Genomic DNA, 23,278 nt, shown 5'->3' with positions numbered 1-23,278 from the left:
AACGACTGCGACTACGAGGACGCGGCGTGCTCCGCGGTGGTCGCCGAGCCGTTCCCGGCAGCGGGGAACCGGGCGGCGGTCTGCTGCAGGGCGAGCTCGCGCGCGACGGCCATGTCGCTGAACGGGATCAGTTCCTCCCGCACGGTCTGGTGCGGTTCGCTGCCCTTGCCCGCGAGGAGGACGATGTCGTCCGGCCCCGCCGCCGACAGCGCGAAGGCGATCGCCTCGCGCCGGTCGGCCAGCCGCTCGAACGGCGTGCCCGTCGAGGCGAGCCCGGGAGTGATCTCGTCCAGGATCGCCTCCGGAGCCTCGTTGCGAGGGTTGTCCGAGGTCAGGACGCACAGGTCGGAGTAGGTCCCGGCGATCCTTCCCATGTCGGCCCGCTTCGTGGTGTCCCGGTCGCCGCCGCAGCCGAACACGGTGATCACCCGGCCGCGCGAGTAGCCGCCGATGGTGGTCAGCACCTTCTCCAAGGAGTCGGGCGAGTGCGCGTAGTCCACGATCACCGAGGTGCCGTCCGGGGTCTCGAAACGCTCGAACCGGCCGGGCACCGGCGGCATCTGGGCCAGCGCGGCGACCAGGGAGTCCAGGTCGTGCCCCAGGACGTGGCAGGAGGCGAGGGCCGCGAGCGCGTTGGCGACGGAGTACCGGCCCGGGAAGGGGATGGCGGCCGGGCGGGCGCGCCCGCCGTGGTGGAGGGTGAAGCGGGTGCCGGACGCGCTCACCACCAGGTCGGTGGCCCGGTAGTCCGCCGGCTGGTCGAGGGCGTACGTGGTCACGGCGCCCGGCATCATCGCGGGGATGCCCGCCCCGACCGGGTCGTCGGCGTTGACCACCGCGTGCCGGCACAGGCCCTGGAAGAGGCGGAGCTTGGCGTCCCGGTAGTTGGCCATCGTGCCGTGGTCGTCCAGGTGGTCCTGGGTCAGGTTGGTGAACACCCCGACGTCGATGAACGTACGGTCCACCCGGTGGGTCAGCAGTGCCATCGAGGTGGCTTCGAGCACCACGCCGGTGGCCGCGCGGTCGCGCATGTGCCCCAGGAGGTACTGGAGGTCGGGCGACTCGGGGGTGGTGAGCACCGAGGGCGGCATCGGGATCAGCTCGTCGCCGATCCGGCTGCCCGACGTCCCGATGACTCCCACCTCGGCCCCCGCCGAGAGCCGCAGCACGGACTCGACCATGTACGACACCGAGGTCTTGCCGTTGGTCCCGGTGACCGCCACCATGTCCATCTGCCGCCCCGGCTCGCCGTAGTACCGGGAGGCCACCACGGCGGCGGCCCGCCGGGCGTCCGGCACCCGCACGGTGCACCTGTTCGCCGGCCAGAGCGTCTCCGGGAGCGCGGGGTCGGCCCCCTCGACGAGGACGGCCGCCGCTCCGCGGGCGAGAGCCGCCGGGATGGAGGCGGTCCCGCCCTCCCGGTGGCCGGGCACGGCGACGAAGACGGAACCGGGAGTGACCCGGTCGACGTCGAAGGTCACGCCCGCGGTGATCGACGTCGTACCCGGGTCGCCCTGGAGCACCTGGTGTTCCTGTCCGGCCAACAACTCGCTCAGCTGCACGATGATCCCTTCGAAGTGGCGCGGCCGTTGAACGCGGTCGCAGCCGGGCGGCAGCACCGGCGGTGGCCGGACGCTGCTGTGGTGGGGCGGAGCCGAGCGCGGTGCTCGCTCGGGTCGGACCGGGCAGCTCACGACCCGGCAGGAAGGCCCGGCGACCGGGCGCGGCGGCGCGGCGCACCGCCACGGGCGCGCTCACGTGCTGACACAGGGCGAGTTCGTCATCGGGCGCACGCAGTGGGACGTGCTGCCGGAGGGGCCGTGGAAACCGGCCGGATCGTTCGCCGCTCCTTGAAGCTACAGCGAGTTCCGTGCAGTGGCCAACCGCCCCCGGTGCGGGGAGCCACGGAACCCGGTTCGCGCGGTGCCGGTGTGCGCGCCGCCACCGGGTCGCCGCGGCCTGGAGGTTCTGCTCGGACGCGGAGGGTACCGGCCACCGCCGGGCCGGCGGCCACCGAGGCCCGGCGCCGGATCCCTCACCCGGTCCCTCACCCGCGAGAGCGGTCAGCGGCGGGTGTCCCCCTGGACGCGGCACGGTTCCCGGAAGGAGACGTCGGGGAAGTAGTGCTCCCACTGTGCTCGGGTGAGCGCGGCGGGGTTTCCGGCGCATCCCAGCTCGATGGCGTGCCGGGGGTCGGTCGGCCAGAGGCGGGCGGTGTGGTCGGTGCCCCCGGTGAGCAGGAACCGTCCGTCGGGGGACAGCGCCACCGCGTTGAGTGCCCCGCCGTTGCCCAGTACCCCCGCCGTCGCCGGGCGCCGGGGGTCGGCGACGTTCCACAGGCGTGCGAAACCGTCGTAGCCCCCTGACGCCAGCAGCCGCCCGTCCCTGCTCAGTGCCGCCGCGATGACGACTTCGCGGTGCCCGGTGAGGGTGGACAGAGTGGCGGGGCGGGTGGGACGGGAGATGTCCCAGATCCGTACGGTGCGGTCGTCGCTGCTGGACACCAGCGTGCGGTCGCCGGGACCGAACGTCACCGAGGTGACGAAGTTCCGGTGTCCGGTGAGGACGGACAGCCTGACCGGCTCGTGCGGTTGGGCGACGTTCCACAGCTGTACGGTGCGGTCGTCGCCGCCGGTGGCCAGGAGACGGCCGTCACGGCTGAACGCCACCGCCTTGACGTTCAGCCGGTGGCCCGTGAGCGCGGCGCGGAGAGCGGGTGGGCGCGCGGTGAGGTCCCAGAGCCGGACGGTGTGGTCGTAGCTCCCGGTGGCCAGGGTCCGTCCGTCGGGGCTGGAGGCGACGGCGTAGACCACGTCGGTATGACCGGTCAGCGCGGCCGTGGGCGTCGGGCGGTCCCGGTCGGTCACGTCCCAGAGCCGCACGGTGTGGTCGAAGCCGCCCACCGCCAGCGTGCGCCCGTCCGGCGTGAACGCCACGGACGCCACCCGACCGGTGGGCCGCGTCGCTCCCGCCCTGACCGGCGGGCCGGCCTCGGGCGTGTTCCACAGCTGAACGTCGGTGTCGCCCCCCGCGGCCAGCCCGCGCCCGTCCGGCGTGAAGGCGACGGAGGAGACGATCTCCCCGCGGCCGGGGAGCGGTTTGCTCACGGCCCCGAGAAGTCCGTCACGGGCCTCGGCGGTGGGGGAGAGCTGATAGGCGGCCATCATCAGCTGGGTGTGGAGGGCCGGTCGGCTGTCCCGCAGGGAGCTCGCCTCACCGGCCACGTTCCGGGAGAGGATCTCGTTGCGCTGCTGCGTGATCTCCCGGTGGGCGTGCAATGCGTAGGCGGCCGCACCGGAGGCGGCCAGCGTGGCGACGGCGAGGAGGGCGACGAGCCGCCGCAAGCGCCGGGCCCGGTGGAGGAGCCCGCGGTTGCGCAGGTCCTCGGCCGCCCGGCTGGCGTCCAGGAACGCCCGCTCGCGCACCGTCAGCTCACCGCGGTGCGCCGACGGATCGGCGAACTCCCCGACCATGGCCAGTCGCGCACCGCGGTACAGCACGTCCGGGTCGCGGTTCAGGGACTCCCAGAGCTGGGCCGCTTCGGTGAGCATGCGGTGGCGGCGCAGCCGTTCGCGGTCCTCGGTCAGCCACCGGTGCAGGCGTGGCCAGCAGCGGATCAACGCCTCGTGCGTCACCTCGATGTGGTGGTCGTCGAGAATGAGCAGCCGGGCGCGCGCCGCCTGTTCCAGCACGGTCGTGACGTCGGCGTCGCGGTCGAGCTCCCGGTGCGGCAGCCGGCGTCTGGTGTCCTCGGTCCCCTCCCCCAGGCTGGTCAGCCGCAGGAAGAGCTGCCGGGCCGACCGCTGCTGGGCAGGGGTGAGCGAGGTGTAGAAGGTCTCCGCGGTCCGGGCCAGCGCACCCTCCATTCCGCCCGCGGCCCGATATCCGGCCAGGGTGAGGGCGTTGCCGCGGCGGCGGCGCCACGTCTCCAGCAGGGCGTGCGAGAGCAGCGGCAGCGTCCCGTGCTTGCCGTGGCACTCGGCGACCAGCGCCGCCACCAGCGCGCCTTCGACGCTCAGCCCCGCGCGGGCGGCCGGCTGGACGATCGCCTGGCGCAACTGCTCGCTGGTCATGGGGCCGAGGGGGAGCTGCGACGCGGCGAGCGCGGCGAGCAGTTCCGCGTGATGTGTGCAGTGCGCGTAGAAATCGGCGCGCACCCCCAGCACGACTCGGCAGCGGCTGTTCGGCGCCCCCGTCGCGGTGACCAGCGCGGAGATGAAGGCGGCCCGCTCCTGCTCGCTCCGGCACAGGGTGAAGACCTCTTCGAACTGGTCCACCACCAGGATGACTTCGGCGGCCGGCGGCCGTCCGGCGAGCAGCTGCCGGACGAGGCGGTGCAGGTTGGCCGGATCGGCCGCGAGTTCCGCGCACAGCCGGCCCGCGGTGGTACCCGCCTCGGTGGCGAGTCCGATCGCGCACTCCTCCAGCGGGTGCGGGCCGGGCGTGAAGAGCAGCACGGTCGAGGTCTCGACACCGGCCGCCAGCCGGGGCAGCAGACCGGCCCGCAGCAACGAGGACTTGCCCGACCCGGAAGCTCCGAACACCGCGACGAACCGGTGCCCGGCCAACCGGCGCACCAGGTCATCGGTGACGTCCTCCCGCCCGAAGAACCGCTCTCCGTCCTCCCTCTGGAACGCGGCGAGCCCCGGATACGGCGCGGCCGGCCCCTCTTCGGCGCCGCACGCCTCCGGCCCCGCCGAGGCCGCACCCGCGGCGATCCGGGCAGCGGATCGGTGCCACAGCTGCTCCCACTCACCGACGTCGCCGTCGCAGGCACGCACGTAGGCGAGCGCCACCGGCAACGAGGGCAGTACGCGGCCCGCGGCGGCGCTGGAGAGGGTGGTGACGGAGTAGTGCGTACGCTGCGACAGCACCCGGTAGGTGGGACTGCCGGCCTTCTCCCGCAACTGCCGCAGGGATGCCGCGAACGCCAGCTCCGGAGTGTCCCCGCTGTCCAGCGGCCGTTCCTTGCGCGCCACCTTCGCCACCCCCGCACCATGTGCCCGTTCCGTGCCGGGAATGCTCCCCAGCCCTGTGCTCGCCTGACCGCTCCTTTGCCGATTCGGCTGTTTTCTGCCGGTGCTCACGTGCCCGGTGCGACCGGACACCGCCCTTGCCGACGGCTGTGACCAGCGGGAACGCGGACCGCTGCGCCGTGCTCTGTACGGAGTTGTTTGTCCGGCAAAGGTGTCCCGACGCCGAACAATCCCTTCGGGCTAGACAACTCCCTGGGCAGGACGGCGAGGACGACACGGGAGGAGGCCGGGAATGCGAGCGACGGCACGGGACGCGGCACGGGCGGTGGGAGCGGCAGCAGTCGCGTCACTGGTACTCGGATGCGCGGCGCAGTCGCAGGACACGGCATCGCGGCCGCCGGAGGCGGTGATCCGCCCGGTGGGTTCGCAGCAGACGCTGGACGTCGCCGAGAACCTGCTGGAACGCGACTGCATGCGGCGCAGCGGCTTCGACTTCTGGGTCACCCCGCCCGCCGCCCCCGGCACCCGGCGCGAATTCCCCTACGTCGTCGACGACGTGGCGTGGGCGAAGGAGCACGGCTACGGATCCGACCAGCGCGCCGCACTCCGGCGGGCCGCAGACGCCGATCCGAACAAGCGCTACCTCCTGTCACTGGACCCCCGTCGCCGCACCTCTCTGGTGGCGGCCCTGAACGGGCCCCGCCCGACCGGGCTCGCCGTCGACCTGCCGAACGGCGCGCGCATCAGCCACAGCGACGAGGGCTGTACGGCGGAGGCCGAGCGCCGTCTGTACGGCGACCTGCCGGCCTGGTTCCGGGCGACGCGGACCGTCCGCTTCCTCAAGGGCGAACGCGTCGCGGCCGTCCAACAGGACGCGCGCTACCGGTCGGCCCGGGACCGCTGGGCGGCATGCATGCGGGCCGACGGACTTCCGTACTCCGATCCCCAGGAAAGCCGCGCCGCGGCCGACCCGGAACGCGGCGCCGACCGGGCCCGGGAGACCCGGACCGCGGTGGCGGAGGCGACGTGCGCGGTGTCCACGGGCTTCTCCCGGGTCGCCGCCGACCTCGACACTTCCTACGGGACGACGGCGCGACGGCGCCACCCGAGGGTGTACGCCGACCTGGCCCGGCTCGCCAGGGCGGCGCTCCCCCGGGCCCGCGCAGTGGTCGCCCGCGGCTGACCTCCGCTCCCCACGCTCCCCCGGGACCGTGCACCGGCCACCGGAGGCCGAACGCACCCTCCCGGTGATTCCCCGGGCCCGCACACCGATCGGCCGAAGTCGGCCGCGCGCCCCCTCATGCTTCCCCGGCGACATCCGCCGCGGGACGGCCGGCCCACCGGCCACCACCCGAACACGGGCGGCATCCGCCGCCGGACAAGGAGAATTCCATGATCCGCAAGCACCTCACCGCCGCCGGAGCGGTCGCGGCAGGACTGGCGCTCGCGCTGTTCCCGGCGATCGCCTCCGGCGCCCCCGTCGGTCCCGACGACCGCGGGGCCGCCCCCGCGAACCGCAGCACGGCCGCAGCCGACGGTCTGCTGCACGCCTGGACCGACCCCTACGGCGGCGGCACCCCCTGCTTCTGGGGCGGGAACGCCGACACCTGGGGCCCGTGCCGGAACAAGGCGTCCGACATCTGGAACAACGGCTACGCCACCACCCTCGACGCGGTCGATCTCTACTACGGCCTCAGGGCCACCGGGGCGCATGCCTGCATCAGCCGGGGCGACTCCTGGAACAACCTCCCGTCGGGGAAGTGGAAGTTCACCTACGGCGCGGGCCAGGGCGGCTTCGGCCAGTCGGTCAACGACAACATCTCCTCGCACCGCTGGGTCGACTACTGCAGTCAGGGCTGACCCGCCTCGACACCCGGGGCCCACCGGCACACCGGTGGGCCCCGGGCCACGTCCGGCGTCACGGCCGGGGGCCGCCCCCCGGCCCTTCGGCTTGCGGGCGGGCCTTCGGCTGCCTGTCTCCTTGGATCACCCGCAAGGACTGCGCCGCACATGACGCGCTGGTTCGGTCTCCGGCAGGACCCGGTCCTCGACGCAGGTCATCACGAACAGTCGCCGAGGTCGGCGCTCTTGGGCTCTGGGGCTCTGAGGCTCGATGTCGTGCTCGACCGCTGTCCGCCGACGCCGGAGGATGCTGCCACCGGGAGATGATCAATGCCGACGCCAGATGCGGTTCCGCCGCCGGGTCGAGGTCTCCTCGGCTCAGGTCTGGTGCCCGGCGGCCAGTGGGTGTGCAGACGTGTACCGCCCGCGCGCGGGCGGTACACGGGCCTCGAGGAATCCCGGCACAGCGGTTCTCGCCGAGCCGGTGATCAGGTGTTCACCGGCTCGGGTCAGTCGGTGTCGATGCGGACGTCGTCGCCGCGGGAGGACTTGCCGAGGAAGGAGCAGTCGTAATCCAGCACCAGATGGCCGAGATCGTTCGTCCTCACCCGTGCCTGTGCGTAGCCGTCGCGGTCCCGGTACTCGACCTTCAGATCGTCGTCGTCGGCCTTGCCCTTCGCCGTGCCCAGGGCCACCGTCTTCTGCTCGGGCTCGCCGTACGCGGCCGTCAGCTCGTACACGACGTATCCGCTCCTTCCGTCCCATCCCCCTTTGAGCTGGAGGATGTCGTCGGAGAAGCTGAGGGGGGCGTCGAGCTCGTACTTTTCCCCGTCCTCGTTCTCGTACATGTAACCCATTGGTCTCTGCACCTTCCCGTCCACGCCGGCGCTTCACGTATGTCCGTCATCACTAGCCGTGACGCCCTGTTCTGGCCGGCCTCCGCTCCGTTCCTTCGCGGGGCGGAACTCGGAACCAGCGTGGGGCCGCCACGGGGGCTGGACGCCATGATCACCGTTCCCCGGGCGGGGCCGTGCATGCGCGCGACCGCAGCACCGGTGCTGGGGTTTCGCTGCTGGGGCGGTGCCCCGGCCGCAGGGACACCTGACGGACGGGGCAAGGCGCCGACGGAGATCGTGCTGGTCGTTGGTTTGAGAACCACTGCCGAACGGCGGTGCGCGCCATCGGTTTTCTTCGAGAGAGGGAAGCCGCGGACCAACCGAGGAACGCAGGCGTGCGTGGTCGACGGACAGCTGTCCAGGACTTCGTCAACGGCCGTTCGCGGAAGTTTCGTCCGGGGCGGGGGTGGTCGCTTCCGGTCCGGTCGTGCGAAGTGGGGTCACGGGGGCTTGTACGGGTCTGGTCTTCGCCAGCCACAGGCCGGTGAAGACCGCGGTGGCGAGGGTGACGGCGCCTGCGGTGAGGAAGGCGCTGTTGAGGCCGGTTTCGAAGGAGGCGCCATCGGACTGGCCGGCGCGGACGACAGCTCCGAGCAGGGCCACGCCGAGCACCGCGCCGATCTGCCGGGTGGTGCTGCTGACGCCTGAGGCCAGGCCGCCTTCTTGTGGGTCGACGGCTTGGATGGCGGCGCCTGTCAGCGGGGACATGGTGAGGGCGAAGCCGGTGCCGACGACTGCCAGCCGCCACCACACGTCTCCGTAGGGGGTGTCGGCGTGCACCATGCCGAGCGCCAGCAGGCCCAGGCCCGCCAGGGTGAGGCCGAGGGTGACGACGGCGCGGAAACCGCAGCGGGCGGCGAGCCGGCCCGCGTACGGGCTGACGACCACCATGGCGAGGGAGACGGGCAGGGTCTGCACGCCTGCGCGCAGGATCGAGCTGCCCTGGACGTGGACGAAGAACTGGGAGAAGAAGAACGACGAGCCCATGAGCGCGAATCCGACGACGACCATGGCGGTGTTGGACACCGTGAACAGGCGTTGGCGGAAGAGGTGCAGCGGCAGCATGGGGGCGGTCCTGCGTGCTTCCACGGTGAGGAAGGCGGCCAGGAGAGTCGCCGCGGCGGCGAAGCTGCCCAGGATGACCGGGGAGGTCCAGCCGCGGGCGCCGCCTTCGATCAGGCCGTAGGTCATGGCGCCGACCGATAGGACGGACAGGACGGCGCCCGGGACGTCGATCGCGGGCGCGTCGGGGTTGCGGGACTCGCCGAGGTGGCGCAGGCCGATGAGGAGGAGGACCACGCCGATGGGCACATTGACGTAGAAGATGGCGGGCCAGCCGTAGGCGTCCGTCAGGATGCCGCCGGCCACGGGGCCCGCGGCCAGGCCGATGCCGCTGAGTCCGGCCCACAGTCCGATCGCCTTCATGCGTTCCCGCGGTACGGGGTGGGCGGCGGCGAGCAGGGCGAGTGAGGCCGGGCTGAGGGCCGCGGCTCCGATGCCCTGGAGGACGCGGCCGGTGACCAGCCAGCCGAGGGAGGGTGCGAGGGCGCACACCAGGGAGGCGGCGGTGAAGACGACCACGCCGGTGAGGTAGACGCGTTTGCGGCCGAACCGGTCGGCGAAGACGCCGCCGGACAGCAGGAGCATGGCGACCAGCAGGACGTATGCGTCGACGATCCATTGCAGGCCGGTCAGCCCGGTCTGCAGCCTGTGCTGCATGTCCGGCAGGGCTGCTCCGACGATCGTGTTGTCGAGCAGGACCATGAACTGGCCCAGGCAGGTCACTGTCAGCAGCACGCCCCGGTTCGGCCGGCTGTCCGCGGTCGCAGGCGTTACCGCCATGGGACTCCTTTCCGTTCGTGCGTGTCTTCCACGGCCGATGTGATCGGTCGGCCCTCAAGCACGCTAATGCAGTCCTCGACTGCGTTAGAGGACTGTAAGGGCCGTCGCCCACAAACGCAACCAACGACTGCGTTAGGGTGAGGGCATGAGTGAGACAGAGCCGGCCCGGCGTCCTGGCGGGCGCAGCGCCCGCGTCGGGGCGCAGGTTCACCAGGCCGTCACCGAACTCGTCCACGAGCGGGGTTACGGCAACTTCTCCGTCGGCGAGATCGCGGCCCGTGCGGGCGTGGCCGACAGCAGCGTCTACCGGCGGTGGGGCAGTCTGGAAAGCCTCCTCAGCGATGTGGTGCTCACGCGCCTCAACGCGCGGTCGCCGATGCCCGACACCGGGAGCCTGGCCGGTGATCTGCGCACGTACGCCGCCCAGGTGGCCCGCGAGATCACCGGCCCGGACGGCGTGGCGGTGGTGCGCCTGGCCGTCGCCCTGTCGGGCGACGGTCCGCAGGGGCTGGGGGCCGGTGACGGGCTCCTCGCCGAACGCACGCGGCAGTTGCAGTCCATGCTCGACCGGGCCCGTGAGCGTGGCGAGCGGCCGCCGGACGCACTGGACGTGCTGGACCACGTCCTGGCCCCGATGTACATCCGCGTGCTGTTCGGCATGGGGATCACACCGGAGTACGTCGACGGGCTGGTCGACCGGCTGCTGTGAATCGGTGTGCACCAGGCGCGGGCACGCACGGGGGCGCCGCCTCAGGCGGGCTGCGCCGTGACGGTGCACAGCCGCGCGGGTGGCCCGGGCCAGGGCCACGTACAGGTCCCTTTCGCCGCCGAGGCGTGCCGTGACGGTCCCTTCCGGGCGCAGGACGACGCCGCCGTCGAAGTCGAGTCCGCGCGCTTCGGGGGCCAATACGACACGGGCGTGCTCGGCACACCCCGGGCCGTCAGTTCGTCCGCTCGGGCGTCGACGCAGACCGCGCCCGGGAGTCCGCCCGGGTGCGCGGCGCTCTGGGTGCGCAGTTCCTCGACGACGGCCGTGCCGGACTCGTCCGGCGGTGTGGTCACGGTGCGGGGCTCCCGCCGCTCCGCAGCGACCGTGTGGGCTCCTGGTGCGGGGCGATCCGCGAGAGCAGGTCGCTGACGCTCCATGGGATTTCCTGCGCGGGGCGGGTAGCTGACGGTCAGGTCGTGCGGTTTGGGCCGGATCCCATGGGCGGGGCCAGTACCTCCTTCCCGTCGCGTGCGGTCGTGATCGGGCCCGCCCGGGCGAAGTCGCCGACCAGCGCCATCGCCCTGTCCGGGCAATGGCGGACCGAACATCCGTCCCTGCATGACGGTGAGTTCCCGCGCTTCGCCTACGACGATGTGTCCGTATGACCGCTCGGGGCCCCTCGACCAGGGCCGCCGCCTCGTCCGGCAGCGGCACGTCGGCGACGGTCCACGGGTCGTGCGGGACGCGCAGCAGCAGGGAAACGGTGACCTCGCCGCGGACGTCGGCCTCCGAACACCGCCGGCCTGCGAAGCCGCCGCACACGAGGAGGCGGGGCTGTCGACAACCGGCCGACGCACCCGGGTGCCGCGGCGGCCGAACCGTCCGGCGTCATGCGGCACCCGAGCGAGATGTCCCCAGGCCACGCGCCGTGCCGGGGGCCCCTTACCGGCGACTGACCGCGTGTGGTTTTATTTGCCGTACGACAAGAGTTTAGACGGCAACGGCCCCGGGGTTCCGACCGATCCGCAGTCGTCCCAGGCGCGAGGGGGCGCGGGATGAAGTTCAGCAACAGGACGCCACGGGCTGTGGCGGGCCTGGGGGAACATCGCGTCGTCGCCGGCTCTGCCTCCGGAACCGGCTCCGCCTCCACCACGCGCCACGGGGCTTCGCGATGACCGCGGGAAAGCCGTCGGTGCGCACGGGTCCAGCACTGAGGGCGACGCCCGCTCTTCGGCAGGAAGTCCGACGCATCGCCAAGATCTATCATCTCGGCCCCGACACCGTCGCGCGGCTCGTGCTGACGGTGAGCAGCCTGGCCGCGAGGACCCTGGACGAAGGGGGCTCCGTCACCCTCGGCGAGGGCACCTGCGAGCCGCCGCCCCCTGCCGCGGGGCATGCCGTCCTCACCCTGGAAGGGCTGGACACCACGGGCGAGCCGGATCCGATGGACCTCCCCCTCCCGCCGACGCGCACCCGGCCGCACTCCGTGTCGTGGCACTTCCCGCTGCCGGATCGCCAGGGGCCCTTCCTTCCCTCGCCGCGGGCCGGATCGCCGTCGGCCTCGGACGTCGACGCCTACGAGATGGAGCTGCGGGCGGCGCTGGTGCGCCTGGACGGCCTGGAGCGTCAGCAGCAGCTCCTGGAGGACGAGCTGTCGGAGACGAACGACGGCGTACTCGCCCTCTACCTGCAACTCGAGGAACGCGAAGAGCAGTTGCGATGGGCCCAGGGCCAGACCCTGCTCGCGATGGAGGACGCGCTGCGCCCCGCCGCCCTGTCGGTTGCGGGGCTGGAGCTGGCTGTCCACTACGCGCCGTCCGATCCGGCGGCGCCGACCGGCGGAGATCTCTACGACTGGTTCCAACTGCCCGACGGCACGGTGCACATCACCGTCGTCGATGCCCTCGGACACGGCATCGGCAGCACCAAGAGCGCCCTGTCGGTGACCCACGCCGTACGCACGCTGGCACAAGAGGGTCACCCGTTGGAGTCGATCCTGGCGCGTGTGGACCGCCAGCTCTCCCCGGTCGTCCCGGGGTTGCAGGCCACGGTTCTGCTCGCCCGGCTCGATCCGACCACAGGTGTGCTCACGCTCGCCGGCGGCAGTCACCCACCCGCCCTGCTGCTGCGCGCACACGACGGCACCGCCGAGTTCCTGTCCGTCCGCGGGCGCGGGGTGGGATATCCGCTGCCGGGCAGCGAAACCCTGCGGCACGAGGTCCTGACACCGGGAGACCTCGTCGTCCTCTACACGGACGGGCTCACCGAGAGCCGACGCGACCCCCTCGAGGGCGAGATACGGCTCATCGCTGCCGCCCGTAAGCACGCCGTCCTCCCCCTCGGTGAGATCCCGTCCGCGATCGCGGCCGACATGCACACCGTCGTTCTGCACGCCGACGACACCCTCGCCCTCGCCCTGCGCCTCGCCCCGGGGCCGCACCACCGCAGCGACGCCGGCCGGTAGTCCCTCCGAGTGGGCATGCGGCCCGCACCGGCGGACGGCAGCGGAGAGCCGGTTTCCTCACCCGTCAGAATTTGCCGTTTGACAACAATGACTGTTGGCAACATTCTTGCGTCTGGTTCCGGAAACCGCCGCTACCACCCAGCGGGACCACAGTCCGCCGGCGCAGGACGAGAGAGGCTGGGGTGCACCAACTCATCTGCCACGCCGCGGCGTCGCCCCCGAAGTCAAGCGGTCCAGGACATCCCGTGCTGAGTATCCGTCAGTTCTACGGCATGCTCCGCGCCCGCGGGTCTTTCGTCTTCCTCGCCACCCGGCTCAGGGCTCGGGGCCGCACCCGCCCGGGCGGCCGCTCGTGGGGTGGCGGCGTCGTGGGCCTTGCGGAACGCGGCCAGCCCGCTCATGAGAGCGTCCCGCTCCTGCGCCGTCATCGCCGCGAGGGTCGAGGCGAGCTCCTGTTCGCGGTGGGCGCGCAGATCGGAGAGATAGGCGCGGCCCAGAGACGTGATCCGCAGCGTGACCTCGCGGCGGTCGGTGCTGCTGAAAGAACGGTGCAGATAGCCGATGGCCTGGAGCCGATCGCACAGCCGGCTCGCCGATGACGCGGCGGCCCCGATCTGCCTGCCGAGATCGCGAAGATTGATGCCGTCCTGCTGGTCGAGGGTGTAGAGGACGCGCAGCTGCGAGGTGGACACCGGCGCGGTCGGCACCGCGTCCCGGCCCCGTTCCCACAGCATCTCCAACTGCTCGACCACCGCCCGTGCCACCTCAGCGGCCTTGCCGTCCGCGAGGTCCGCAGCAGCCGGTTCCATTCTCCGCACCGTGAATCTCCGATTCAGCCCGTCGGCGTCCCTACCGACCGGGCGCTCAGTCTGCCAGTCGAACTGTACGAAGGTCGAACCCTTCGACCCGCCGAGAAAGGCCCCCAGCCGTCCATGGACCGTTTCGCCACCGCCGCTCAGGCACTGCGCACCGCGCTGCCCCACGCCCTTGTCGACACGGTCCGTGCCGTCTGCGCCGACCAGTACGGGGCGATCGCGGTCGATTTGTGGATGGCGGACTACGCCATGACCATGCTCCAGCCCGTCACCGTCCCGCCGTACACCGCGCAGCCCGTCCCCATACGCACCAGCGAGCCCGGCCGCGCGCTGGGAGCCCAAGAACCCTTCATCTGCAGGGCCCGCTACCCGAAGCCGACCCGTACACACCTGTCCCGTCCGACGAAACCGCTGGCCAAGCAGCCCGAACCCGTTCCAGCCGTGACGGCCCACCTGCCCGTCAGCGTCCGCGGCGACCGCCTCGGCGTGCTGTCCGTCACCGTCCCCGAAGGGGGCGACTCCCCGCAGGTCCTCGCCGAGCTCGTGCAGCTCGCCGATGTCCTGGCGCACGAGCTCGTCGTCGCCGACCGCGACACCGACCTCTACCTGCAGGCCCGTCGGGCTTCCCGCCTCACCCTCGCCGCCGAGATGCAGTGGCAGCTCCTGCCCGGACGCTCCTGCACCCGCCCCGAGTACACCCTGGGCGCCCAGCTGGAGCCCGCCTACGCCATCTACGGCGACAACTTCGACTGGGCCACCACCGCCGACACCCTCACCCTCACCGCCACCAACGGCATGGGCGAAGGCATCAAAGCGGCCCTCCTCACCAACCTCGCCGTCAACGCCCTGCGCAACGCCCGCCGCGCCGGACTCTCCCTGGCCGACCAGGCCGCCCTCGCCGACCAGGCCCTCTACGCAGAGCACCGGGGCGCCCAGCACGTCGCGGCCCTGCTCTTCGAGTTCGATCTGGCCACCGGCGCCTTCGAGGTCATCGACGCGGGCTCCCCGAAGATCTGGCGTCTGCGCAAGGGCTCCGTCGAACCGATCGAGCTCGAAGCCCAGCTGCCGCTCGGCATGTTCGAGGACACCCCGTACATCCCCCAGTACCACACCATCGAGCCAGGCGACCGGCTCCTGATCGTCAGCGACGGCGTCTACGCCTCCACCTCGAAACACGGCGAACTCTTCAGCGCCCGCCACCTCACCCGGGCACTCTCCGAAACTCGGCTCCTCCCCGCCACCCAGGTGCCGCACGCCGTCCTCGAAACACACGCCGCCCACCACGTCCCCGGGGCCGACAGCGACGATGCCATGATCATCTGCCTCGACTGGCACGGACGCCCCACGGACGGACACCTCACGGCGGGAGAGCGCACGCCCACGACGTGATGCCATATGCGGTCGAGGACGCACGGCGATCGTCGGGGGGTGGTCTGCGGGACATCGCAGGTGTACGGGAACCCCTCCCCCGGCCGGGCGGCCTCCCCGTCGAGAACTCCGTACGGCCGGGGCCGGTCCGGCCAGTGGCAAGGCGACCCTCCCGGACGCCCCCCCCCGACACCCGACCCGGGCTGCCGTCGCGAGCCCGGACGCCTCTCCCGCCTGGTCGGTGACGGTGCCGCTGTCCGGTTCGGACAGTACGCAGCGACGTCGCGCGGGAAGGCGAGGGAGCTGGCGCAGTCGGCAGGAATTCCCTCATTCCGGGACGGTTCCTCGTCAGAAACGCGTCTGGCGGGGTAGGCGTGGTTCATGGAGCAGAGTGCGGTGGTACCCCAGAACGCAAGTGAGGCCCGCGCGACAGTGAAGAAGGCGCTGCAAGCCCGAGGCCGCCCGGAACACACAGGAGTCGGTGCTTCCCTCCAGGACGCCCTGATGGTGGCCACGGAACTGGTGTCGAACGCGCTCAAGTACGCGGGACGCCTTACGGACTTCACCGTCAGCCTCCGGGACAACCGCATCGTCATCAGCGTGAGCGACACCAGCGACTCGACTCCACCAGCGCGCCCCGAGCGCCCTGCGGGCGCGACGCCGGGAACGTGGGGGTGGTGGATGGTGCACCACCTCGCGCACGCCGTCAGCGTTGTCCGGGTGTCCGGCGGCGGGAAGACCGTCACGGCCTCCCTGGTGCTCGCCTGAGGCACGCGGCATTCCTGACGTCGCCGGGTTTCGACTGTTCCCGCAGGACGATGCGGCGGCGCGGGAGCTTCGTCTGCGGCGACCACGGCGTGGTCCCACCGTGCGGTGCCTGGCCCGGCCGCCGTCGACGCGCCGGCGGTCCCGGGCCACAGGCTGATGTGGCGGCAGTGAAGCGGGGGATGGTCCTGGGCACCATCCGTCAGCGAGCCGACGAGCTCGGTGAAGAATGCCGGGCTGAGCTGGACGCGCTGGGGATGCGGTGGGCCTTCCCTGTCGACAGGCACTAGGGGGACGCTGAGCCCTTCGGCGCCCGCGAGCTGTCGGCTGACGATGATCCGCAGGCCGTACGGTGCGCCCGACCTGATGACGGCGGCCTGCTCCTGGAGGTCGGCCTCGGTGAAACTCGGCAGGACGCGGTCTGCGGCACGGCACAGCAGGGGGCCATGGCCGCTGGCGGATGCTCCCGGTGGGGGCGACGGGCTCGGCGACATCGCGATCACGCGTGTGGCTCTGCTGAAGCGCGAGGCTCGCGCGGCTCGGCCGAGGTCGACGGTGGTCGAGTCCTGCTGGCGCGGCGAGATGAGGTCGACGTCGAGCTTCGGGTCGTACGCGTCGGGCCGGTCGCGCGGGGTCGCGAACGTCACGCACTCGAGGATCTTCGCCGTCCCGGGCTTGTCCGGCACATCCTCGGCGGTGCACCGGCGTCGGCCCAGGTCCTGTTCGGCGTAGCGCGCCTGGATGCCGGTGGTCTCCAACGCGCCGGGGTCCGTCGGCGCGGGGGTCGTTCCCGCGAGCAGGCCACCTGCGACCGCGGGGATCACCACGGCGAACCGCGATCTCCTGTGCACACAGCGATCACTGGGACCGCCGCGTCCCGTGTGGCGGTAGTTGCTGAGACCGCTCCTGGCAGTCCAGTACGACGCTGCGGTCACGGTCGGCAACCGGCTCATGGGAACGGAGGCCACGGCGGGGTGTACTGGGCGGGCTCGGACTCACCGTCAGGGGCGGAGAGTCGTGCTGCCGCCCTTGATCAGTTCTCCGTTGTGTCCCGTGGGAGCGAACCCGCCTTCGCCACGTCCTGGTGCGCCGTTCCCACCGCCGGCCGGATCTCCGGGGTGTCGGCCAGGTCGTGCACCACGGCCAGCGTCTCCGCCGCCGCGGCCGGCCCCGGGTCGCCGACCGCGATGCAGGCCGCTCCGCTCGCCCTCGCTGCCTGGATGCCTGCCGTCGAGTCCTCGAAGACCAGGGCCTGGCGCGGGTCAACACCCAGGCGGCGGCAAGCGAGCAGGTAGCCCTCGGGATCGGGCTTGCCATGGGTGACGTCGTCCGCCGTGACGAGAGTCGCGAAGTGGTCGATCTCCAGCCGCGTCAGGTGGTGGGTTGCGTACGTCAGGCCGCCCGAGGTGACCAGAGCAGTGGGGATTCCGGCGTCCCGGAGCCGGGTCAGCAGGATGCGGGCGCCGCGCTTGAGCCGCACCTCGGGCAGGCCGGTCTCCTCGTCGAGCCTGCGCAGGTCAGCGCGGAGGTCGTCCGGAGTGAGGCCGGGGCCGAAACGGTGGAGGTGTTCGGCGATGACGTCCGCGCTACGGCGCCCGCCGAACGAGGCGAGCAGTGCGGGCGTGAGGGCGATGCCACGGGCGGCGAAGAGCCTTCGCCACAGCTCCTGGCTGCGGGGCTCCGAGTCGATGAGAGTGCCATCGAGGTCGAAGAGCGCCGCTGCGGCCGTGAGGGGGGTGGTCGCGACGCCTGACATGTGGGCTCCGTTGGTGCGGTGGGTGAGAGAGGGGCGGTCCTGGACGGTTGTCGATCGGGAGGCGGGTGCGCGTCCTGGGGGCCGGGGCCGCGCCTTGGGCGCCGGGTGCGCGTCCTGGGGGCCGCACGGTCGAGCACCTCAGTCCAACGGTGGGCGACAGGCAGGGTTCGACACCGCCGACTCGAGTGCCTCCACCGCTTCGACGGCCCCCCGGTGCCGACGCAGCAGATCCCCCAGACGGGCAGCGTGCTGGGCGGCGTGCCCGGTGAGAAGTGTCTGTGCCGCTTCGGCCAGAGCTTCGGGGCCCGGCTCGTCGAGCAGGGTCAGGGCCGCCCCGTGTGCCTGGAGCGCGCCGAGGTTGAATATCGGTTCGGGACTGCGTCCGGGGGTTCCGATGACCGGCACCCCGGCAAGCAACGAGGCCATCAGGGCGTTCTGGCCGCCACGGGTGACCAGGAGATCCGTGTCCTGGAGCAGGCGGGTGATCCCAGGAGTCCGGGCCACGATGACGTTGTCCTGCCGGAAAGGCACCTCCCGTCCGGCGATGTCCTTCTCGCGGGCGGCGACCACCACGCTGTGCCGGGGGGCCGGGAATGCTTTCGCGATGACCGGGAGGAATTCGTCGAGGGTGAGCGCGCCGAAGCTGAGGTAGACGAGGACGCGGACCTCGGCGTCGTCGTACCGGGGTGCGGGTGCGAGTTCCAGGGAAGGCAGCAGCACTGGCCCGACATAGCGGGTGCGGGGCAGCGCGCCCAGGGCCGGTTCGAGAACCTCGGCTGTCGGCGCGATGTTCACGGCCGCACGCTGGTGCAGCAGGTCTTCGAGTGATGCGGGTTCGGGCAGTCCGTGCGCGCGGGCGAGGGCGGCGAACGTGGCCTCCACCCGGGCGCACGATTCCGGACGGTCGCTCGGTCCGGCGAAAGCGGCGAGGTTCGGGCTCTGTACCGTGCAGGCGAACGGCACGCGGGCGATGTGTGCGGCGATCGGGACAGTGGGCTGCATCTCAGTGACGACCATGTCCGGGCGAAAGGCACGGTAGGCACTGACCTCGGCGTCGAGTGCCGCGCGCACGTAGGCGGGCTCCCCCATGCCGCGTATCAGGACGGCTTCCGTGAAACCGTCCGCCTCGCCGCTGCCCACGAGTTCGGGAGTGCGCTCGGGGAAGGGAGCGAAGTACCGCTCGCCCAGGTCCAGTTCATCGATCAACGGGTAACCCTCCGGGGCGAGGAAGGCGACTCGGTGTCCGCGCATGGCGGCGGCCTGCGCCATGGCCAGGCAGCGGGTGATGGCTCCGATGCCGAGTGCTCCGCCGATGGGCTCGAAGAGAATCCTCATGTGCGTTCCTTACGGGAGGTAGGGGAGGTACGGAGGGTGCGGGAGGGCAGGGCGGTCGTCGCTGTCCCGGGTGGGGAGATCTCAGGTACGGCTCTTCCGATTGGCCGCCTTCGGGGCGGCGGCCTCGCCCGGTCGGCCGGCGTGCTTCGCGCCGGTGGTGCCGTGGTGGGTGAGCAGGGCCGCGCCGAGCAGGGTGGCGAGGACCTGGCACGCGGCGATCGCCAGCAGGAGGGCACCGGTGCCGGCACCGCTGACGACTCCTGCGGCGGCCGCGCCTCCAGCGGCGGCGGTGCTCTTCAGCCCGGCGCCCAGGGTGAAGACCTGGGTGCGGACTCCAGCCGGTGCGTACCGTTCCCGGGCGGCGAGCAGCGCGCTGAAGAGCGGACCGGTGCAGGCTCCGGCGAGTACGAACAGCGCCGTGGTCGCGCTGAGTGCCGGTTTCGTGGCGGCCAGGGCGAGCGGCAGGCCGGTCGCCGCCAGGCAACCCAGCACCACACGTTCGGGGTGCGTGTCGGTCCACGGGCGTACCGCGTAGATCAGCGACCCCGCCAGGGCGCCGGCGGCGAAGGCGGTCATCAGGCCGCCCGCCGCCCAGCCCGCCCCGTACTGCTGGGCGAGCAGGGCGGTGAGGACGGGCAGTGCGCCGACGCCGATCTGGCCGGCGCTGCTGGACCAGGTGACCGCGCGCAGGGGCGGGTTCCTGAGCAGTTCCAGCAGTCCGGTGGCAAGGTCGGCGGGGCGCAGGCGCGCATCGTGCCCGGCCCCTCCGGTCCTGGGTGCCAGGGGCAGCGTGAGCATGACGAGGCCCGCGATCGCCCCGGCCGCGCCGAGTGCGATCAGGGCGGTGTCCGGGCCCGCCGCCGCGGACAGGGCCGCGGCCAGGGCCGGACCGCAGATGCCCGCGAGGTTGTACGAGGTGGAGTCGATGCTGAAGGCCCTGCTGAGACGGTCGGCCGGAACCAGCTCGCCGAGGAGGCTGGTCAGACCTCCGGTGACGAGCGGTGCGCAGCATCCGGCCGCCGCGACGAGGGCAAGAGCGAGTCCGGCCGGTGCGCGGCCCACCACCACCGCCGTGGCGGCGAGCCCCAGGCCGTACGCGAGCAGGCACGACGCGTGGAAGAGGCGACGGCGGCGGACGCGGTCGGCCACGGCACCGAGGACCGGTGCCGCGACGACGTGGGGAATCATCAGCGCCGCGACCAGCGCGCCGCCCAGGCCTGCGCTGTCCGTGCGTTCCAGGGCGAGCAGGACCAGGCCGATCCGGGCGCCTTCGTCGGCGAGCCGGGCGGGGACGGCCACCCCCAGGTAGTGGGTCAGCCGGAATGCGGCGGTGGCGGATGCGGCATCGGTGGTCATGTGCCCTCCTGCCGGGCGGCGGCCGCGGTACGGGTGCGGCGGGGCGTCGAACCGGCCTGGCGGCTCCGCCCGGAATCATCGGTCAAGGGTATGATTCCACGATCTTGCTGTTCCATGCCGGCGCGCGCCACACTGGGGTGGTGGACTTCCTCTTCGTCAGCGATCACCTGGCCCTCGATTTCGCCGCGACCCTGAGCTGGCGCACCACTTGTCCCATCGACCTCCTGGCAGAGCCGGCGGACCTCGCGGCGTGGGCGGTGCAGGCCGGTCTGGCCGACCGCCCCGGCCGGGTGTCCCGCTCTGCGCTGGACCGCGCCCGCCTGCTGCGCGAGGCCGTCTACCGAACGGCTGTCGCGGCGGAACGGGGCGCGGATGCCGCCGTGACCGACGTACGGCTGATCCGCGAGTGCGCCGGTGGCCCGCAGGTCACCGTGGCGCTCAGGGCACTGGGCGAGGTCGAGCGGCACGGTGGCGTCAACGAGGTGCTGGCCACGCTCGCGACCAGGGCCGGGGAACTGTTCGGCGGCGAAGACCGCCACCTCGTACGCCTGTGCGCCGGTGCGGAGTGCACCCGGCTCTTCCTGGACCGTTCGCGCGCGGGCAGCCGCCGCTGGTGCGACAAGCTGTCGTGCGGGAGCCGGGCCAACGCCATTGCCTACCGCCGCCGCAAGGCCGCCATGCTCTCTTCCGGAGCCGCGCCGACCGGCCCGTACGACACCTGATCCGCCCGCGGGGGCAGGCAGGGCGAGTGCCTCGCGGCGAGGCGTACCGGTTTCCAGGGTGAACGCGCCGAGGGCCTGCTCGCGACCGGGATGCTGTGCGTGCGCATCGACCTGCCGGTCGGCGTCTTCGGCGACGCCGAGGCCCAGTCGGGGCACGGTGTCCCGAAGAGTGCCGGGAGGATCTGCCGCGGTGAGCGGGACAGCCGACATCGGCACGGCCGGGGCGCGCAGTTCGTCCCCCGTAACGCGACGGACCGTGGGTCGGGCGCTGCCCCATGGGGTTTCGAGGTGGCAACCGTCCTCCACGACGGCGATCCGACCGGCGAGGACAGGTGCCACGGCCGGATCTGGTTCCGCGCTCGCAGCCGGCCTCAACAGGTAGATGTGCTGCCGCTGACAGGAGGGAACCCACGGCAAGCCGCAGGCGTCCGCGACGATGCAGTGGATGCCGGACGTGAGCCGCTCCTCAAGGCCGGGCATGGCAGCCGCTCCGGTGCTTTCGAGGGAAATCGCAGGCCGAGGAAATCTTGCGCGCCAGCGAGATGCCGCTGCACGGTTCTGGCGTCCGTGGGCAGTCCCTCGGCGGCCGCTGCCGGGTTGAATCGCAGCACGGTGCCCAGGCGCAGCGAGGTTGCCGGGCCGTGCGGGCGGTCGGCTACGAGCGCCAGATTCACCTGGAGGAAGTCGAACAGGTGGAGAGGAGTTCGCTTCCGGGTCATGACCCGCCTTCCTTTTCGGGGGCGCGACCCAACAGCATGGCCACACACCCGACGACATCCGGGCGATGCGAACTCGAAGCATGAGCAGAGAGCAGTAATGGCGTGGGCGGAATGTTCGGGCATCATGAATTCATTCCGCACTCCCGCCCTGTTCGACATTCACTGAGGAATTCTCCGACGTTCCGCAGGATCACACGAAAGTTTTCCCGCTCGAACAGGCTGAAATGGTCACAGGCGAGAGGTGCGACCGTGAGCCGGGAGGACCACCGTGACCAGGAATGGATCTGGCGGCGCTGCTCGGGTCCGTCACACGGCATGAGGAGGGCGGGGCCGGCATACGGCTCCCGCACCCGGTGCGCGGCCGAAGCCATGACATGGGCCGTCGCCGTCTCGATCAGCCTGGCGTACGCCGCCGGATCGTCATCGCCCGGCAGACCGCCTTCGACGATCTTTTCCAGCACCGTCCGGCGCCCCGAGTCGTCGGCGCACACCCCCCAGGGCTCGGCGAAGCTGTCGAGCATGACGACCGCGGGGAAATGGCCCTGGGACGCGAGCGCGCTCGCGAGTTCCCAGGCCAATACGCCTCCCAGTGACCAGCCGATCAGCAGGTCAGGAGGGTGTGGAAGCTCGCGCAGCAGGGGAAGATAGCGCTCCACCATGGCGGCGACACTTGTGTCCGGCACCTCGTGGGCTCGCAGTCCGCAGGCACGGATACCGTGCACCGTTCCCCGACGGGCCAGTGACGCCATCAGGCCGACGTACTGACCGAGACCTCCGCCGGACGGATGCAGAACCACACTGCTGAACTCCTGTCCGCGACCGTAGGTGCTCAGGAGACCGGCCGCCCGGCCGCCCGGCCGACCCACTGCCCGGTCAGCCGATCGGACATGGAAGGCACGATTCGCACGCACATCACGGACTGATCGACTCTCGAGCACACCGCTCCCCCAACCTGGTATTCGCCGACTCGAATAAAGGATTCGACGCCACTTTCCAGCCTGCTCATCCAGTAATACCCAGCGAAGTCCGGGCACTCCGGTCGCACTGCACCGGAGCTCCGAGCAATTTCCCTGCACACACAGGATCAACAGAGTCCAATTTGAATGTCAACCCCCAATTTTGCGGCCACCCACGAAAAGAACTCATACGAGTGCCCGGACTCGGCTCGACGATTCACAGTTTCGGTTCGCTTGACCAGGAGTTGACCAACCGAAGGCGCGCTTGACTCGACCTTGGCGAGTTCATCGCCCAACCTGACCCACTTGTCCGAATTTACGTGACAGCCATCCAGTAAGGTGCAACGCCTCGCAATTCCACCGTTTTGAGAATGACCGCCTCCGCGGGTGGTGTGAGTCATGCACCGTGCGGGACTTTATGAAAAGGCATTGAATAAACACCTCAGGCGGGACACGGGGCATCGGCACACGAAGGGATTCAGCGACGAATCCGCACTGCCGTTCGGATACGCGCCCTTCGCGCAACCGCCTCCCCGCAGCCGAACCCGGAAACACTCGCACCAGGCAGAGGTTTCACCGGGCTCCTTGGCCGGTCACTCCGAGCTACCAACGCCACGCCCGGTGACAACGACCTGGTCAACGGCGCCTTTGCCGACGGCCTGGTCGTCGTCGGCCCCAGCGAACAGTGCGCGACGGTGCTGACCGGCAGTGAATTCGGCACCGTTCCCGCCACACTGCGGCCAGGCCGCACCGCATC

At 71.6% G+C, this 23,278-nt stretch carries 16 protein-coding genes and 1 pseudogene; 7 read left to right on the top strand and 10 right to left on the bottom strand.

Annotation, left to right across the window (positions count from 1 at the left end; genetic code table 11):
* Positions 1 to 11: 11 nt before the first annotated feature.
* Positions 12 to 1,562, bottom strand: a complete 1,551-nt coding sequence (locus tag ACZ56L_RS12845) for a UDP-N-acetylmuramoyl-L-alanyl-D-glutamate--2,6-diaminopimelate ligase (RefSeq protein WP_345227161.1) — start codon at positions 1,560 to 1,562, stop codon at positions 12 to 14.
* A 501-nt stretch (positions 1,563 to 2,063) separates the two neighbouring features.
* Positions 2,064 to 4,988: an nSTAND1 domain-containing NTPase gene (locus ACZ56L_RS12840; protein ID WP_471063709.1), complete on the bottom strand. Its 2,925-nt coding sequence runs from the start codon at positions 4,986 to 4,988 to the stop codon at positions 2,064 to 2,066.
* Positions 4,989 to 5,268: 280 nt separating this feature from the next.
* Here ACZ56L_RS12840 and ACZ56L_RS12835 point away from each other — a divergent pair, with 280 nt between their 5' ends.
* Together ACZ56L_RS12835 and ACZ56L_RS12830 are read left to right on the top strand one after the other, a co-directional pair.
* Positions 5,269 to 6,159 (top strand): hypothetical protein, encoded by an 891-nt coding sequence (locus tag ACZ56L_RS12835; RefSeq protein ID WP_468689234.1) that lies wholly within the window; start codon positions 5,269 to 5,271, stop codon positions 6,157 to 6,159.
* Positions 6,160 to 6,368: 209 nt separating this feature from the next.
* On the top strand, positions 6,369 to 6,836 hold the full coding sequence (locus tag ACZ56L_RS12830) for a hypothetical protein (protein WP_345227167.1): 468 nt from the start codon (positions 6,369 to 6,371) through the stop codon (positions 6,834 to 6,836).
* A gap of 491 nt (positions 6,837 to 7,327) precedes the next feature.
* On the opposite strand, the gene ACZ56L_RS12825 is transcribed toward ACZ56L_RS12830, so the two are convergent.
* Both ACZ56L_RS12825 and ACZ56L_RS12820 read right to left on the bottom strand, forming a co-directional pair.
* A complete protein-coding gene (locus ACZ56L_RS12825) occupies positions 7,328 to 7,675 on the bottom strand; it encodes a hypothetical protein (protein WP_471063706.1) in 348 nt (115 codons plus the stop codon).
* Between the two features lie 408 nt (positions 7,676 to 8,083).
* Positions 8,084 to 9,556: an MFS transporter gene (locus ACZ56L_RS12820; RefSeq protein WP_471063704.1), complete on the bottom strand. Its 1,473-nt coding sequence runs from the start codon at positions 9,554 to 9,556 to the stop codon at positions 8,084 to 8,086.
* A gap of 145 nt (positions 9,557 to 9,701) precedes the next feature.
* Between ACZ56L_RS12820 and ACZ56L_RS12815 the strand changes: the two genes are divergently transcribed.
* Positions 9,702 to 10,265 (top strand): TetR/AcrR family transcriptional regulator, encoded by a 564-nt coding sequence (locus ACZ56L_RS12815; protein ID WP_345227173.1) that lies wholly within the window; start codon positions 9,702 to 9,704, stop codon positions 10,263 to 10,265.
* Positions 10,266 to 10,306: 41 nt separating this feature from the next.
* Here ACZ56L_RS12815 and ACZ56L_RS12810 read toward each other — a convergent pair.
* Positions 10,307 to 11,024, bottom strand: a pseudogene (locus ACZ56L_RS12810) (ATP-dependent DNA helicase); the annotation flags it as partial.
* Between the two features lie 412 nt (positions 11,025 to 11,436).
* Here ACZ56L_RS12810 and ACZ56L_RS12805 point away from each other — a divergent pair.
* A complete protein-coding gene (locus ACZ56L_RS12805; RefSeq protein WP_471063702.1) occupies positions 11,437 to 12,729 on the top strand; it encodes a PP2C family protein-serine/threonine phosphatase in 1,293 nt (430 codons plus the stop codon).
* Positions 12,730 to 12,953: 224 nt separating this feature from the next.
* On the opposite strand, the gene ACZ56L_RS12800 is transcribed toward ACZ56L_RS12805, so the two are convergent.
* A complete protein-coding gene (locus ACZ56L_RS12800) occupies positions 12,954 to 13,538 on the bottom strand; it encodes a MarR family winged helix-turn-helix transcriptional regulator (RefSeq protein WP_471063700.1) in 585 nt (194 codons plus the stop codon).
* Between the two features lie 123 nt (positions 13,539 to 13,661).
* Here ACZ56L_RS12800 and ACZ56L_RS12795 point away from each other — a divergent pair, with 123 nt between their 5' ends.
* Positions 13,662 to 14,933: a PP2C family protein-serine/threonine phosphatase gene (locus ACZ56L_RS12795; protein WP_471063698.1), complete on the top strand. Its 1,272-nt coding sequence runs from the start codon at positions 13,662 to 13,664 to the stop codon at positions 14,931 to 14,933.
* Between the two features lie 360 nt (positions 14,934 to 15,293).
* Positions 15,294 to 15,680, top strand: coding sequence for an ATP-binding protein (locus tag ACZ56L_RS12790; protein WP_345227183.1), 387 nt, complete (start codon positions 15,294 to 15,296; stop codon positions 15,678 to 15,680).
* 1,030 nt (positions 15,681 to 16,710) lie between these two features.
* Here ACZ56L_RS12790 and ACZ56L_RS12785 read toward each other — a convergent pair.
* From ACZ56L_RS12785 to ACZ56L_RS12775, 3 genes are all read right to left on the bottom strand, one after another.
* Positions 16,711 to 17,433: an HAD family hydrolase gene (locus ACZ56L_RS12785; RefSeq protein WP_471063695.1), complete on the bottom strand. Its 723-nt coding sequence runs from the start codon at positions 17,431 to 17,433 to the stop codon at positions 16,711 to 16,713.
* Positions 17,434 to 17,571: 138 nt separating this feature from the next.
* On the bottom strand, positions 17,572 to 18,768 hold the full coding sequence (locus ACZ56L_RS12780) for a glycosyltransferase family protein (protein WP_471063694.1): 1,197 nt from the start codon (positions 18,766 to 18,768) through the stop codon (positions 17,572 to 17,574).
* A gap of 81 nt (positions 18,769 to 18,849) precedes the next feature.
* Positions 18,850 to 20,124 (bottom strand): MFS transporter, encoded by a 1,275-nt coding sequence (locus tag ACZ56L_RS12775; RefSeq protein ID WP_471063692.1) that lies wholly within the window; start codon positions 20,122 to 20,124, stop codon positions 18,850 to 18,852.
* 140 nt (positions 20,125 to 20,264) lie between these two features.
* On the opposite strand from ACZ56L_RS12775, the gene ACZ56L_RS12770 reads away from it, so the two are divergent.
* Positions 20,265 to 20,846 carry a CGNR zinc finger domain-containing protein gene (locus tag ACZ56L_RS12770; protein WP_471063690.1) on the top strand — a complete coding sequence of 194 codons (582 nt, stop codon included), beginning with the start codon at positions 20,265 to 20,267 and terminating at the stop codon, positions 20,844 to 20,846.
* Positions 20,847 to 21,687: 841 nt separating this feature from the next.
* Here ACZ56L_RS12770 and ACZ56L_RS12765 read toward each other — a convergent pair.
* Complete coding sequence (locus ACZ56L_RS12765) at positions 21,688 to 22,362, bottom strand: thioesterase domain-containing protein (RefSeq protein ID WP_345227196.1); 675 nt, start codon at positions 22,360 to 22,362, stop codon at positions 21,688 to 21,690.
* Positions 22,363 to 23,278 lie beyond the last annotated feature (916 nt).

The organism is Streptomyces sp. NPDC039736, assembly GCF_055596485.1.
This window is presented reverse-complemented; position numbering and strand designations above follow the sequence as displayed.

Coding starts and splice junctions, on each gene's coding strand:
- ACZ56L_RS12795 (WP_471063698.1), top strand. CDS start 13,662: ATGGACCGTTTCGCCACCGCCGCTCAGGCACTGCGCACCGCGCTGCCC.
- ACZ56L_RS12805 (WP_471063702.1), top strand. CDS start 11,437: ATGACCGCGGGAAAGCCGTCGGTGCGCACGGGTCCAGCACTGAGGGCG.
- ACZ56L_RS12825 (WP_471063706.1), bottom strand. CDS start 7,675: ATGGGTTACATGTACGAGAACGAGGACGGGGAAAAGTACGAGCTCGAC.
- ACZ56L_RS12785 (WP_471063695.1), bottom strand. CDS start 17,433: ATGTCAGGCGTCGCGACCACCCCCCTCACGGCCGCAGCGGCGCTCTTC.
- ACZ56L_RS12835 (WP_468689234.1), top strand. CDS start 5,269: ATGCGAGCGACGGCACGGGACGCGGCACGGGCGGTGGGAGCGGCAGCA.
- ACZ56L_RS12775 (WP_471063692.1), bottom strand. CDS start 20,124: ATGACCACCGATGCCGCATCCGCCACCGCCGCATTCCGGCTGACCCAC.
- ACZ56L_RS12780 (WP_471063694.1), bottom strand. CDS start 18,768: ATGAGGATTCTCTTCGAGCCCATCGGCGGAGCACTCGGCATCGGAGCC.
- ACZ56L_RS12815 (WP_345227173.1), top strand. CDS start 9,702: ATGAGTGAGACAGAGCCGGCCCGGCGTCCTGGCGGGCGCAGCGCCCGC.
- ACZ56L_RS12790 (WP_345227183.1), top strand. CDS start 15,294: ATGGAGCAGAGTGCGGTGGTACCCCAGAACGCAAGTGAGGCCCGCGCG.
- ACZ56L_RS12820 (WP_471063704.1), bottom strand. CDS start 9,556: ATGGCGGTAACGCCTGCGACCGCGGACAGCCGGCCGAACCGGGGCGTG.
- ACZ56L_RS12830 (WP_345227167.1), top strand. CDS start 6,369: ATGATCCGCAAGCACCTCACCGCCGCCGGAGCGGTCGCGGCAGGACTG.
- ACZ56L_RS12800 (WP_471063700.1), bottom strand. CDS start 13,538: ATGGAACCGGCTGCTGCGGACCTCGCGGACGGCAAGGCCGCTGAGGTG.